The following is a 14,547-nucleotide window of genomic DNA, read 5'->3' as shown; positions in this document are numbered from 1 at the left end:
ATTTTAAACTCGGAAATGACAAAAGATGTCTATAGATGCTATTCTAAAGATGCAGAAAAGCATACGGTTCATGGATTGAATATCTTTGACTTGATTGAAATACGTGAAGGAGTTGAAATTGGCACTGTTTATAGCATGAATAATGCCAGAAGAAGATTGACTTCCGATTTAGGTATCGTTTATTCAGAGAGACAGTGGGAAATCTTACAAGAGGAAAAGTATGAAAAAAATATGGATATCCTCCAACGTGCAGATGTTGAGATACAAAGAGATTTCCCGAATTTGTTTAGTTTTATTAAAAGTTATTTGCCCTTGCTGGAGCATCTTAACGATTGGGGAGTTAAGCATATCTTGGAAAAGGAGCATAGTTTTAAAGGTGAAAATATCTTTTTTCAGTCCACTACGCATATGGAAAAGATAGTAGGAAGAGACCAAACGATATGTAGCCGAGCAATTAACATGTTCACAGTATTAGGATTAATACAAAAGCTAAGAGAAGAGGATATTCCTAATAGCTTAATGAGTGTAGCCAAAGCTATCAGAGGAGGGCGAAATGAATTTAGGTTGGTCAATTTTTTTAGCATTCCTGTTCTTAATCACCAAATTCTATCGGAAGCAGAAGAACGTGTAGAGAGATTAAGTGAGCATGGTATTACGAGTATGTCTCTGATTTCAAAGAAGAAAGTGGAGCTGTGCTTTAGTGAAGCATTTGCCAAAAAAGTATATGTAAATCCCATGTCTATTTGGGAACAATTATTGGAGGAATCCTTGGAGAGACACTTATATTATGACTATGACCTCGAACCTGCTGATTGATTGGCAGGTTTTTTTGTGCTGGAGGAGAGTAGGGAATCGCTACACCTCTGGCGTAACTACGCTGACTGCATAAATAAAACTACTATATCATGTTTTAAGCAAAGTCTTAAAATCTCTAAACAAACTACACATTTTACTATAGACAAATATCAAAAAACTAATCAAAATTTTATGTTTATTTCATTGAACTTTTTTCGCCTTTAAAGGCTACTATTCGTCTTATTCAACTTAATCTAAAATGATTTGGAAATATCAAAAGACAAAAGCTGATGATAACTAAACAATTAAGACAAGAAAAACCAACAAACAGCCTAATGTCACTAAATTGAAATCGGTTTGCCTCAAATTGTATTTTGGGCAACAAGAGTTTTCTTAGTAAGAAATATTTTGCAGTGTCTTATTAGATACCACCAGGTTAATCCATATGTAGCGGACTTTAGTTAAAATCCCTTGATTCATTTGGAATTCGACACCTACATTTGATGGTTTTGTTGGCAGGTTCTTTTGGTAACAAAAGAACTTTATGTAGCATAAACGGATTTCCGAATAGTGTTTAAAACATACTTCTATGGGGGTCAGACGGTATAGAACAGTTCTGCTATAGTTTCTCCATCGTTCATTTCTTATAATTGATTTATAAGAAAAAAGATTAATAGCAGGAATAGTATAAATGAGATTTATCGTTCTCAATGAAAGGAGCTGTTGGAATGACTATTGAGCAAATTAAATTAGACATAGACCAACTGGAAAAATCGCTGTGTCTCAATTCACTTCATAGCCTTGATGTAGAAGTGCTGGAGCAATTGCAGGAGAAAGTTAAAGATTTGAAAGAGGCATTTCTGGAAACTTCCTTTGTAGGTTACATGATTGAGGAACTGGAAGAAATTCGATTCAAATTAGCAGAAATTACAGTTGGTATTGAAATTAGGATAAAAGAGAAGTTACATCAGGATATAACAGTCCATATTAGAAAACTTGAAAGTTTATACAGAACAGCATAATGAAAATTGAAGGAGGAAGGAAAAGTGGCAAATAAGATGGATGAAATTAGAGTGAAGAACCCAAAGAGTTTGATAGTTTATAAGAAGTGTATGGAGCTGAATAAAATCATATATCAACTTGTGAAACAGTATCCTATCGAGGAGAAATACATGATGGTATCGCAGACAATTCGTTGTTGTACAAGTATCGGGGCTAATCTATCGGAAGGGAATGGGTAAATTTACCATTTAAAAGAAATTAATTTTATTAATAATGGATTGGGTTCAGCAAACGAATTAAGATATTGGTTAGAGACTTCTTTGCAAAACTCCTATATATCCCAGAAACAATTTACTCAGGCTGATGAACTTACACAAGAAATCATTAGAATACTTATATCTATGATGAAACTACTGAAGAATAATGAAGTAGCTTAGACTACTTGCTCCCCCTAATACCCATTATGAACCTACATTTTCATATGGTGAAAAACAGTTAGATTATTAATAAGAACGAAAAGGAACATGAGGTAACTTTTGAAGAATTTCTTCAAGAGTTGCAAAGTGAATTAGAATATCAATCTGATGGCGGAAAAAAAGACATAAAGGAACTTCTTGGATATCTAAGATGGCTAAAAAGTAAAAGAATTTATTTTTTCATTTCTAAATAGAGGAGGGGAGTTTATATGGCATTAGAGAGAAACAAAGTGAGTAGTAATCCAAATCGCAGAAAGATGACTGTGGCTGATATGAGTCATCCTATTGTAAAGGAAAATAAAAAGGCGTTGGATTTATTAAATGAAATGAATAAAAAGAAGTGTTGGTTTGAGAGGAAGGATAAAAATGTATGAGGATAACATCAGTTTTCCCTACTATGTCATTTCAATTAGTTCTCGAATTTGATTATCAGGAATATCGGCTCTTGGACATGAAAATGCTTCTGCGAAACGACAAAGGGAATTGAGTGATTTTTTGACTGACACAGAAAAAGATTTCTGCTGTACTCAAACCCAAACAGCTGATTTTATGACGAAGTTTCCCAGTGCCATAGAAATTCAGTTCTCACTTATTAATTTGAGTACAACAGAACTTTGAATTGTAGTATTCAAATTGAAATTAGATTGAGGAGCTGGTTATTTCTCCTCTTTTTTATGTTCAGAATCAGTAATCGGAACAATTTCAAATTTCTGAATCAACTTGAATTTTTCTGTCCCTTCCCTATACTCATATCGCATGGAGGATGTAAAGTAAATGAATGAGCCTTTTGGCATATCCCTTTGAACAGTGGCATGATAGCCGAATTGACCCAAAATAAATTTAACCATTGAACCGACACATTGTTTTACAAACCCTTCATTAAAATCAAAGTCACTTTTATTTTGGAAATTCGATTCTAAATCAGGTAGTACACCAAATAAAGCATTTTTTCCGTTGTTATTGGAGTTAATAAGTCTAAACACATTATCTTCTTCACGTAAAAAATCATATACTTCCTTAGCTGAATCACTATCTAAAAATTTTTGATACTTTTTGTACTCATTAATGAAATCTTCAAAAGTAGGGAAAGTCATTGAAAACACATCCTTTTTAACATATGTTATAATACATATGTAGTATAACATATGTTAAAGCTGGTTGCAATGTTTTAAGTAGAATATTTTTGATAAATAAATGAATATGACACAATAACATTATGTAAAGTCATGAATGTTGATTTATTAAGGTTTCTTCATCTTACCAAATTTCTCTTGAGTTTAAATATGACATAATATATACTACAGATGCATTAAGTAATATTAATATAGAGGTGACTCGTATGAACGTAGTTAGCCCGATTAGAGATAAAAAACAGTTAGAACTCATGAAAATGTATTTAAGAGAGAAAAGCAAAAGGGACTATTTAATGTTTATGGTTGGTATTTCCAGTGCTCTTCGTATTTCAGATATTTTAAAATTGAAAGTTCAAGATATTTGGGATGGGAAAAAGCCAAAAGAGTTTATTAAACTCCATGAAGAAAAAACAGGAAAGTATAAGAGATTTCCCATCACAGAAAATTTACAAAAGGCAATAAAGGAATACATAAAAGAATATAATCCAGAACAGGAATCTTTTTTGTTTTTTAGTCGAAAGGGAAACAAGCCAATTACTCGTCAACAGGCTTCTTTAATCCTTTCAAAAGCAGGAGACTACATAGGGATTAAAGAACCTATATCAACTCATTCATGCAGGAAAACTTGGGGGTACTGGGCTTACAAAAGTGGTGTATCACTTGCTCTTATTATGGAAGCATTAAATCATTCAAGTATTGCTAACACGAAGAAATATTTAGGTATTACGCAAGAAGACCTTGATGATGTCTATATGAATCTTAATTTATAAGTTTTGTACATATATAATAGAAGAAACTCGGCAAAATTGGGTAGAGTATGATTAATTCTATTAGGAAATCCCGAATAGACAAATGGCTTATTGGAAATACAATGGAATTGTTGGGCGATAGTTAAATGATTATTTTTGAAATTATTTTTTCATATTATTTGAAAACTTTCATGTAATAAAAGGGAATCATTTATATTGAACATCGTGTATGGCATTGATAAAATAGAGTCGTAGAAATCTCAAAATAATGTTTTGACTTTAATAAAATATCTGTATTGGGAAAGAAGCATTTTGTATTAAGGTATTTAATTGGTAAAAAAAACCAGTTAGATTGCCGATAATACAGAATGCTTCTTTTTTTGTCTATAGTAATTCATTTGGAGGTAATTATCATGGCTAACTTCAATCAATCTAAGATAAAAAAATTATTAAAAGAGGGAAGAGGACAAGGGGCTGGAAAGGGTTATCAGCCTTGGGTTAGAATTTCAGACTATTCAAGCAAAGGAAGAGCATCACGTATTCTGGGCATTAAGACAAAAAGAATTCACCATTTGCAATCAGATAATCAGTTAAGATTTTTTCTCATATGCGAGTGGAACAGTAATGTGCTGGACCTCAGAGAGAGCTACCCCCTTCTGGATGTAATGGAGGTTATTGATAATAAAGAAGATTTAAGGTTTGACAAGTTTAAAAATAAAGAGGGTGAACAGTTAGTTATATGTACAAATTTTCTTTTAACTGTCAAAGAACCAGACGGTGAGGGGAAATTAATTGCAAGAACAGTTAAGAATACATCTGAATTAAATAAGAAGATTACTTTGGAGAAACTTGAAATAGAAAGACGTTATTGGATGCAAAGAGGAATTGAATGGAAAATAGTTACTGAAAAACAATTACCAAGACAGGTTTGCAAAAATATCGAGTGGGTTAGAGAAACGTTATTAGATGATGGAGTGGCAGATAAAGAACCATTATCCCATGTTCTGCTTAAATATCTGCTGAATAATATGGAAACTCCTTTAAAGGAGTTATTGGAACTATTTGATAAGTCTGAAGTGGTTGCTGATGGAACGGGATTATATCTTTTTCGGTATTTAATCGCAAAGAAAGAAATCAAAGTGAAGATGGAAGAAAAGATTAACTTTTCTCAAAAAGCAACAGATATTATTTTGTAGCGACAGGAGGGAGTATTGTGAAACTGGCAGAGAATATGCTGTTTAAATATGGAAGCGGTAAAGTGATTAGAGTTCTTTATATTAATCAGATTACTTCTATTATATACGTCATTGATATGGACAGTAATAGATGGTCATATCCAATATTCAAAGAGGATTTTCTAACTGCTTACAAAGACAAAGAAATAATTGAACTAAATGAAGATAATTATATCCGAGCTGTTTCAGAGGAAGAGTTAAATAAACTTGAAAAGCAGAAAAGAGACCAGGCTTGGGAGACAATAACTTTTTTCAAAAATAAATTAGCTGATGAAGAACGTATGTTTATAAGTAAGTATCGTCAAAAGGCGATGAAGGAAACAATGTCTATTTTCAATATCAGTTACAATGGATTGAAAAATATCTTAATTAAGTATTTTAAAGGGGGGCAAACCAAAAGCGGTTTGTTACCAAACTACTTTAGATGTGGTGCAAGAGGGAAAGAACGAAAAGTAGGAGAGAGAAAACGTGGCCGCCCTCGGAAAAACGGAGAAAATGCGGGAATCAATATTGATGAAAAGATTATGAAGGTTTTTAAAATCGGATTAAACCGCTACTATTATAATTCCCGAAAAAATAGTTTGAAAACTGCTTTTGAATTGACCTTAAAAGATTTCTTCGTAAATGAAGTAATTGATGAAAACGGGGTTAAGATACCTGTTCTTGCTGATATAAAAAACCTACCAACTTATGAACAGTTTCTTTACTGGTTTAGAAAATCACTAAATGACAGTAAGCGAGAGATTATTAAAAGAGAAGGAACGAGAGTGTATCAGCAAAATTACAGAGCAATAATCGGTAGTTCAACGCAAGATGCTGAATTAGGTACTGGTGAAGTATTCCAAATTGATTCAACAATTTTTGATTGCCATCTCGTGTCTTCTTTCAATAGGGACATTATTGTTGGGAGACCGATATTGTTTTTAGTTGTTGATGTTTACTCAAGGGTTATTGTTGGGTTCAATTTAACTTTTGAATCATTAAACTCGTACTCTGGTGCGATGGTAGCCCTTGCAAATAGCATGACATCTAAAAAAGAACTTTGTAAAAAATATGGTATCGAAATTCAGGATAATGAGTTTCCATATTGTGTTCCAAATCGTGTTCTTTCGGACAGAGGAGAGCTTGTAAATGGATATATAAACGATGCTGTAGAAAATTTAGCGATAACAATACAGCAGACAGCCTCCTACCACGCAGATTATAAAGGAATCATCGAACAGGCGTTCAACCAAACTAATATCAAGATATTACCTTTTGTTGATGGTGCGGTTATTGGTGGAAATAGTAAAAGAGAACGTGGTGAAGGAATGGATTATAGGTTGAAATCATCGATGACGATTGAAGATTTTACTAAGGTTATTATCAAATGTATTTTGTTTCATAATAACCACCATGTCTTATCGGATTATATTTTAGAAGAGTCAATGATTGAGAATGGTGTAGAGAAAATTCCTATTAGATTATGGGAGCATGGACTTAAATATAAAAAAGGGCAATTGAGGATATTACCAGAGAAAGTTATAAAAACACATTTACTTCCCTCCCATTCGGGGCTAATAACTCCCAAGGGATTGTCATTTAAAAAAATGCTCTATGCTTCAAAATATGCCTTGGAAAATAATTGGTTTCAAAAGGCAAGGATTAAAGGGAATTGGAAGGTGAAAGTTTGCTTCAATCCTACAGATTTGTCGGATGTTCTTGTGTTTGACGAGCATGGAGAGGGACCGTTTAAATTTAGTCTTTTAGAGCATTTATCCATGTATTCAGGTAAAGGTGAAGCGGAGATTGAACAGATAAAAAACTATGAGAAAGAACTTGAAAAAGAGGGTAAAGAAAGGGAACTGCAAGAAAAAATGAAACTTTTTATCGAGATAGAAGACATTGTAAAGGAGGCGAGAGAAAAAACGGAAGCAGAAAGGGACTATAGCAAGAGTAAAACCCAAAGACTTAAAGGCATCAAGGAAAACCAAAAGAATGAACGATTGTTGCAACGTGAGAAGGCAAAGAAGGAAAGGGAAATGATAGCAGTTTTTGATGAACCTTTAGAGGAAGTAGACGAGTTTGCTATGTTTAGAGATTTGGAGGAATGTAGCGATGACGAATAAAATATTTCTCGATAATGGAATGGAAGCTGTTGAGGCTTCCTATAACGGATTTCCTTTGGAAGAATACAATACTAATCCTTTTATTCAGGCACTTCCTCCCCTGATGGATAAGCAAACGATTATTAAAAAGTTGATGTTGCCTATACCTTTCAAGGAAGAGGAAAGAAATTTGGATTGTTCATATAGACTACATATGATTTATAGACTTTACAAATTGTTTCAACCATTGCCGATTCACGTTGACATCTGGAATATGGTATTTTCATTGATTTATCAGGGATATGTGGCTCGAAACCCCTTTGATGCTGATTATAGGAGATATGTAAATCAAACTGGTAAACAAATTATAAACCGTACCTTTGATATTAATACAAGGACTAATTTTAGAACTACAGCAAGTTGTGCCACTCTAATAGGCTACAGTGGTGTTGGTAAATCAAGTTCAATTAATCGTGTACTGAATAATATTCCACAACTCCTTGTTCACAATCAGTATAATGGTCAGCATTTTAATCAAATTCAGTTATCACATTTAACTCTACAGACTCCGCATAATTCAAGTCTAAAGGCATTGACGCTACAGTTTTTTATGAAAGTAGATGAACTTCTTGGTACAAATAACTACCGAAAGCATATATCCAAAAATTCCTCCGTTGATTTGATGCTCCCCTTAATGGGGCAGGTTGCCAATAATATAGGCTTAGGGATGCTTATAATTGATGAAATTCAACATTTGCAGAACCGAGGAATACAACAAATGATGAATTACTTCGTTACACTCATGAACTCATTTGGTGTTCCTGTACTTTTTATTGGTACTCCAGCTTCTTATGCAATATTTCAGCAAGAATTCAGAATATCAAGAAGGGTATCGGGTAATGGAGAAATTATATGGAACAACATGGAGAGTAATAATGAATTTCATTTTTTCTTAGAATCAATATGGAAATATCAGTGGAATCGTAAAGTTGTTCCTTTAACAGAGGAAATGGTCAAAGTGTTTTATGAAGAAACACAGGGGATATCTGATTTAATTTTGAAATTATTTATAAACGTGCAAAAAGAATGTATCGCTAATGGAAAAGAGGAGTTTACAGTAAGCATGGTTAAGAGGGTAGCAAAAGAGCACTTTAAATTAATGAAACCCATGATTGAAGCTATAAAATCTAAAAATCCTTATAAAATTGCACAATTTGAGGATTTAAGAAGACTTGAACTTACCGATGCTTCTGCACCAAGGAAAGAGAAATCAACATCAACGTCAACAATAGAGAAGGTCAGTAAGGCTCAACAAGACACAAAAGAAATTCCGAAAGCAACTAAATCCTCAACAGAGCCAGAAGTAAAACAAGTTTTAGATTATACAGAAGATGATTTACGGGGACTGTGGAAAGAAGCGAGTAAAGGTGAGAAAACTGTTTACCAACTATTAGTGGAAAATGGATATGTGGATGACATGAGTTTCTGGCAAGAAGAAGGTAGTATAAAATGTTGAATTTCTTGCCAGTATTGTTTCAAGATGAATTATTAGTTTCAATTTTTTCTCGTTATAAAAATATGTGTGGGATGATAAGCAAACAGGCATTTGAAAGAGATTTATTTGATAGGTTAGAGGGAAGGAAGTCAGTTTGGTTGCCACAAAATTTAAGTGCATTTGTAGCTAATCTTCCTCCAAATTCAAAGATAACAGTTGAGGAACTGATACAGAATCATACAATGTATCCATACTACACTGCATTTTTATCAAATCAAAAATCTAAGTTGATATTTGATTGTATGAGGAGAAAGAGCGGAAAAGCAATCGAAAGTATGGTTGGATTAGGTGGGAGCAAAGTAAAGCCGAGCAATGTATTGAGATACTGTCCCTTATGTTTTCAAAGTGATATGGAACAATATGGTGAAAGTTGTTGGCGTAGACTCCCACAAATTCCAGGTGCGATATATTGTCCAATCCATAAAGTTCTTTATAAAGACAGTAATGTTTTAATAACAGAAAGTAGAAATGCTTATATATGTGCAGATGAAGAGGTATGTAATTCTGAATTGGTGGAAGATGTGCACACAACTAATTTCAAAGCACTTAATTTAAAGTACATGAAAAATGCCTCCTATTTGTTATTTCATAATCAGAACAGACTTGATTTATCTTTTATTATCCAGTTTTATATTGATAGGTTGAGAGAGAAACAATTAGCTTCAAATATGGGTAGTCTCTATATAGATAGGTTGTTAGAGGCTTTTATGAAATACTACCCTTCAGATTATTTAGAGCTTATGCAAAGTGAAGTGAATTTGGAGCAGGAAGCCAATTGGCTCAGAATATTTGTAAGAAGCAATAACAAAAATAGAAGTCCACTACGGCATCTTCTTTTCCTACAGTTTTTAAATGTCGATGTTCAAACATTATTTAATACTGATAATGTAATTGGTAAGTGTTCAATAACAATCAATCGTAGCCCTTTATTTTCTATTGAAGAAAGACGTAAAGCGTGGTTGAAGCTCGTTGAAGAGAATCCAGGAGCGAACAGGAGTCAACTAAAGGAAATAGGTAAGGGGCTTCATACTTGGATTTATACTCACGACTGGAATTGGTATAACGAGGTAACTCCTAAAGTTGAAAAAAGAAAGAAAAGGACTGCTACGGTAGATTGGGAAAAAAGAGATGAAGAATATTTGCAGTTGGCTCAACAAGCGGTGGAAACGATTCTAAAGGCAGAGGGAAAACCAATAAGAATTACTCCAAGGAGTATCAGATATGCAGTTGGTATTAAGCGAAGTTTCCATCACCCAAAACTCGTTAAAACTGGAAAATATCTAAAGGAAGTAACCGAAGATATACAGAGTTATCGGATAAGAAAGATAAAATGGGCGATAAATGAAATGATAAAGAATGGACAAAGGTTGACTGTATATAAAATTCAATTATATGCAGGGTTTGGGGAAGGGAATCAGGACATAAAAAAAGAAATAGAAAGAATATTAAATGACTATAATAGAGTAGAACTTCAAAGTTATAAGGTGGATTTTAAAAATGAGACTTGAATTATTGGACAACGGGATTGATTCCCTGAAATTTGGTTTGGAACATTATAATAAATATTTATTGCTTGAGGACAAATATGATTCATCTAATCCAGGTTATTTAAAAATGGCTGTTATCTGTATTCATAACTGTTTGGAGCTATTTAGCAAAAAAGCATTAAGTAATCAAAATGAATTATTAATATATAAGGATTTATCCAATCCACTGCTTTTAGACTTATTAAAGCATAAAAGAGAAAATGAAAGAGATATACCGATGGATTGGTATGCTATTTCTGACCAAATCAATATTATTACTATTGATTATATTGATTGTATCAAGAGGCTTAGAAGTATCTTTGATATTTCTGAAAGTGAATATAAAAATTTAGAAGCCATGGGCTACTTAAGAAATAAGGTAACTCATTTTGGAATTGATAAGTCAATCGACTTTCATGAGATTTTATCAGTAATTAATAATGCCTTAGAGTTTATATCCACATTTTTTTATGACGAGTTTAAGACGAATAAAGATAAAAGAAATCCTTTTGATTCTTTTTATGATGATATATTAGACACATTGGAAATAGCAGAGGTCGAAGAAAAAGAAGCATGGGCTACTTTTTATGCAGATGAATTCGAGGAAATAAATTATCTGTTTGATGAACTTCAGGAAAAGAAGGAATTTACTGATGCTCTGGCATCTGAAGGTTATTCTTTTAAAGTTGAGTTAGGTCGTTTTTCTAATTCACCAACTCTTTCATTTTCTTTAATTAAGAATAATGAAGAGTGTGAGTTTGATATCTATTCGATGAATATTCCACGATTAAACGCAACACTCTTTACTGGAGGAGCAAGTTCTGGACCAATCTACTTTTTGATTGACCATTCAAAGAAGTACAAAGATGTAAAGAAGCCAAAGTATTTCTTTATTTACCATAATCCAATTGAACATGAACATTTTGAAACAGAGTTTGAAAAGTTTTGGGAGATTCACGAAAAGGAAAAGAAATGCTATGGTACTGATTTTAATGAAGAGCAATTAATTAGAGCTATTGAACAACTAACTAAACAAAATGAATGAGATATTTAATTGACGTAGGGTGACAAATACAACTTGTCACCCTTTTTGCTTTTATGACTTAAAAAGGGTTTATTTGAATTGTCTTTAAAGAATTAATTTTTAGAAATCAATATTGACACATACACACACATGTGTGTATTATGTGTTTATAAGAAATAAATGGAAGTGATAAATAGTGCTTACAACAAAAGAAATTAGTGAAATGCTAAGTGTTTCTGAAGAAACCGTACGTAGATGGATTCGTACAGGAGACCTTAAAGCGATACAAGAGGGGAAAAGTTATCTTGTAGAGAAAGAGGATTTAATGAAATTGATTCATCAAAAAGCATCTACAACGAGTTCCTCTATAGGAAAAATGGCTTCATTGCTTCCATTAATAAGTGGAGTCGGTGCGATTGCTGGAGAAACGATTATTAAAATGATAACAAAGAAAAACCTTAATGAATCTGAAAAGGTTGCGGAAAAAGAACTCTCCGTAAAAGATATAAATTATCATTTGGAATCATTGAAACGGAAAAAAAGGAAAATGGAATTAGAATTTCAAATGAAAATGTTAGAGATTGATGAAGAAATATTAGAGCTTCAAAAATTTCAAGATGAAATAAGTAAACGGGATAAATAATTTAAATTTTTTAGAGGAGTGTTTGTTGTGGAAAATAAAGATGAAAAAAAGATTGAAAAGGTTTTATCTAAAGTTGGAGTATCAAGTGTTTCTGAAATCGCCAATCCTAAGCAATTAGGTATTCTGATTGATAATTTAAGTAAGTTACCTAAAGAATCTCTTCAACAACTCGTTGACAAAATTCCGAACTTCTCTGAATTATCAACAAGATACTTAAATGACATAAAGTCATCTCATGAAAAATATTCAGACAGACTGGAAAGAGAAATGGACAAACTGTATGGACTGTTGGAAAAAGATATAAAGGGTTTAGATAAAGCTGATATTTTACAAGAAATAAGAAGAGTAAGACGGTTATTATGGATGGACAGACTATTGTACTCTAAAGAGAAGAAAGTTGTATATACCGCAGGGGTTGCTGTTGTGTCGGTAGTAGCGTCTGCTATGTTAAATAACAAGAAACAATAAAGTCCCATAAAAAACAATTTTTAAGAGATAAAAATTTTTGTGAAATGATAGTAACAAAATAAAAGAGGAAAAGCTAAAACAATTATATTAAATACATTTTTGGAGGATTTATGAAGGGAAATATATTGCAAGTAGAAAATATGAATTATATTCGTAATCAATTTGGTAAAGAATTATGGGTCCAGGTTTGTGGTCATAGAGAAATGCATGGGGCCGATGGTCTATTCTGGGTCGGTTTAATACCAAATAAAGATATTGAAAAATCTCTAAAAAGAACTGATTGGGACCTAAGTATGGGAGTAACTATTTCACCAGGTTTTGTTGGAAACATAAAGAATAATTACCAGTATGATAGATTCTCAGGTTCTCAAGTAGAGCCACTTATCATAGAACGAGACTTTCATGGAATTAAAGAATCAAGTATAGAGATATCAGAGGAATTTCGTTTGCTTAATAATCTATATTTCGATTCCAAACAAGGATTATATATTAAGGTCTCTGAAAATGGCGAGTTGGAGTCAGTAGTAAGGGTTGAAGATAATAACGTTTTTATCAAGTTGAATTACTTAAAACGATATGCGGCCGTGAAGCAGATGGGAATTGCCCTATTTTTTGATATAAGATATGATTCAACGGAATCGTTAGAGGAATTGAACTTAGTACCTGCTATAGAGCGTTATGATGGTTCAGATTGTTGTTTCGACTATTATTCAAATAACTACGATTCAACAGTAGAAGATAAAAAAGCATATTCAATTATTCATGGTAAGAAAATTATTTTTGGTGTTTCAGTAGAAGAAAGTGGATACTGGCCTTATGATAAAAAAAAGGAATATGAAGAGTTTATTGTAGGTATCGATGAAGATGGGAATGAGGTGAAGTTTACTTGTAATCCAGAAAAATTGAGCAATTACTTTGGAGCAAATCCAGATTCCCCGCACTATTTAACGCCAGTATATTTTTCAAAAGATGTCTTGACTAAATACTATGCTAAGCCAGAGCTATATGAAATAAATGATGGTCATATTCGCTGTCAAGGCTTATGGATTTTAAGAGTTGATAATTTAAATAAAGACTACGTTTCTGTTTATCTTGGAGATTTGGGAACGGATATTCCACATAAAGAACAAATGTACTGGAAAAGTTTCAATATTGTCCCTGATGGTAAATTAAGTAAGACTAAATTTAAAAGGGATTTTCTTGCCCAATTTGCTGACCCAGAGATTGCAGATATGAAATTTAAACAAATTTTTACTTTATTTAAAAAGAACTGGTCAAAAAAATTCCAATGGGAGCTTTTTTTAGAGCTTACAGAGGAAGACAAATATAATTTTGAGCATTTAAGAATACCAATATCAAATTCACAAGTAGAATTTGATGGATTGGTACTTTCAATGGTAAAAACTTTAATTGATTCCTTAAATGAAAAAGGTTTAAACAAGTTAATAAGTAGTTCAGAAGATATCAAAGGTAGTATTTCAAGACTGGAAAGATTTTTCCAAGAACAAAATGTAACAGAATACGAACCCCATATTAAATTTTTGAGAAATCTACAGGAGTTGAGGTCAACTGGCTCTGGGCATCGAAAAGGAAAAGGTTATAAAAAAGCATCTGAAAGGTTCAATTTGCAGAACGGAAATTTTGCTGAGGTTTTTGAAAATGTCCTAAATGATGCAATACTTTTTATTGAATTTTTAGAGGAAAAGTTACTTCATAACTAATTGTTAATTAAATTTATTAACTGAGGCTTGGGGTTATCCTATTCCCTTAACCCTATGTTCCTGTAACTATGTAAACCCAAAATATACCCTTTTGCCATAAATCAAACCCATAGCAAAATCAAAACAAAATACT

13 protein-coding genes and 1 pseudogene are annotated in these 14,547 nt (G+C 32.6%); 13 read left to right on the top strand and 1 reads right to left on the bottom strand.

Annotated elements, in window-relative coordinates:
• The 4 genes and pseudogenes from BTO30_RS17280 to BTO30_RS17275 all read left to right on the top strand — a co-directional run.
• Positions 1–816 (top strand): hypothetical protein (locus BTO30_RS17280; RefSeq protein ID WP_158023607.1); only part of this gene is annotated, 816 nt, incomplete at its 5' end.
• A 707-nt stretch (positions 817–1,523) separates the two neighbouring features.
• Positions 1,524–1,817 (top strand): hypothetical protein, encoded by a 294-nt coding sequence (locus BTO30_RS13875; RefSeq protein ID WP_075399314.1) that lies wholly within the window; start codon positions 1,524–1,526, stop codon positions 1,815–1,817.
• 36 nt (positions 1,818–1,853) lie between these two features.
• Positions 1,854–2,234 (top strand): annotated as a pseudogene (locus tag BTO30_RS18040) (four helix bundle protein).
• Positions 2,235–2,482: 248 nt separating this feature from the next.
• Positions 2,483–2,647, top strand: coding sequence for a hypothetical protein (locus tag BTO30_RS17275; protein WP_158023605.1), 165 nt, complete (start codon positions 2,483–2,485; stop codon positions 2,645–2,647).
• A 282-nt stretch (positions 2,648–2,929) separates the two neighbouring features.
• On the opposite strand, the gene BTO30_RS13865 is transcribed toward BTO30_RS17275, so the two are convergent.
• Positions 2,930–3,367 (bottom strand): hypothetical protein, encoded by a 438-nt coding sequence (locus BTO30_RS13865; RefSeq protein WP_075399313.1) that lies wholly within the window; start codon positions 3,365–3,367, stop codon positions 2,930–2,932.
• A 245-nt stretch (positions 3,368–3,612) separates the two neighbouring features.
• On the opposite strand from BTO30_RS13865, the gene BTO30_RS13860 reads away from it, so the two are divergent.
• From BTO30_RS13860 to BTO30_RS13820, 9 genes are all read left to right on the top strand, one after another.
• Positions 3,613–4,176, top strand: a complete 564-nt coding sequence (locus BTO30_RS13860; RefSeq protein WP_075399312.1) for a site-specific integrase — start codon at positions 3,613–3,615, stop codon at positions 4,174–4,176.
• A 392-nt stretch (positions 4,177–4,568) separates the two neighbouring features.
• Entirely contained in the window at positions 4,569–5,351 is a 783-nt protein-coding gene (locus BTO30_RS13855) for a TnsA endonuclease N-terminal domain-containing protein (protein ID WP_075399311.1), read from the top strand.
• A 17-nt stretch (positions 5,352–5,368) separates the two neighbouring features.
• Complete coding sequence (locus BTO30_RS13850) at positions 5,369–7,498, top strand: Mu transposase C-terminal domain-containing protein (protein WP_075399310.1); 2,130 nt, start codon at positions 5,369–5,371, stop codon at positions 7,496–7,498.
• Entirely contained in the window at positions 7,488–8,993 is a 1,506-nt protein-coding gene (locus BTO30_RS13845) for an ATP-binding protein (RefSeq protein WP_075399309.1), read from the top strand. The genes BTO30_RS13850 and BTO30_RS13845 overlap by 11 nt, the downstream gene beginning before the upstream one ends.
• On the top strand, positions 8,987–10,540 hold the full coding sequence (locus BTO30_RS13840; RefSeq protein WP_075399308.1) for a TnsD family Tn7-like transposition protein: 1,554 nt from the start codon (positions 8,987–8,989) through the stop codon (positions 10,538–10,540). Before BTO30_RS13845 ends, BTO30_RS13840 begins: the two co-directional genes overlap by 7 nt.
• Positions 10,530–11,603: a hypothetical protein gene (locus BTO30_RS13835; protein ID WP_075399307.1), complete on the top strand. Its 1,074-nt coding sequence runs from the start codon at positions 10,530–10,532 to the stop codon at positions 11,601–11,603. Before BTO30_RS13840 ends, BTO30_RS13835 begins: the two co-directional genes overlap by 11 nt.
• Before the next feature lie 175 nt (positions 11,604–11,778).
• Positions 11,779–12,225 (top strand): helix-turn-helix domain-containing protein, encoded by a 447-nt coding sequence (locus BTO30_RS13830; RefSeq protein ID WP_075399306.1) that lies wholly within the window; start codon positions 11,779–11,781, stop codon positions 12,223–12,225.
• Between the two features lie 27 nt (positions 12,226–12,252).
• A complete protein-coding gene (locus BTO30_RS13825) occupies positions 12,253–12,693 on the top strand; it encodes a hypothetical protein (protein ID WP_075399305.1) in 441 nt (146 codons plus the stop codon).
• Between the two features lie 110 nt (positions 12,694–12,803).
• A complete protein-coding gene (locus BTO30_RS13820) occupies positions 12,804–14,414 on the top strand; it encodes a hypothetical protein (protein ID WP_075399304.1) in 1,611 nt (536 codons plus the stop codon).
• Positions 14,415–14,547 lie beyond the last annotated feature (133 nt).

The organism is Domibacillus antri, from assembly GCF_001936625.1.
Classification (GTDB): domain Bacteria; phylum Bacillota; class Bacilli; order Bacillales; family Domibacillaceae; genus Domibacillus; species Domibacillus antri.
The sequence above is the reverse complement of the archived record's forward strand: the minus strand, read 5'-3'. Positions and strand labels throughout refer to the sequence as shown.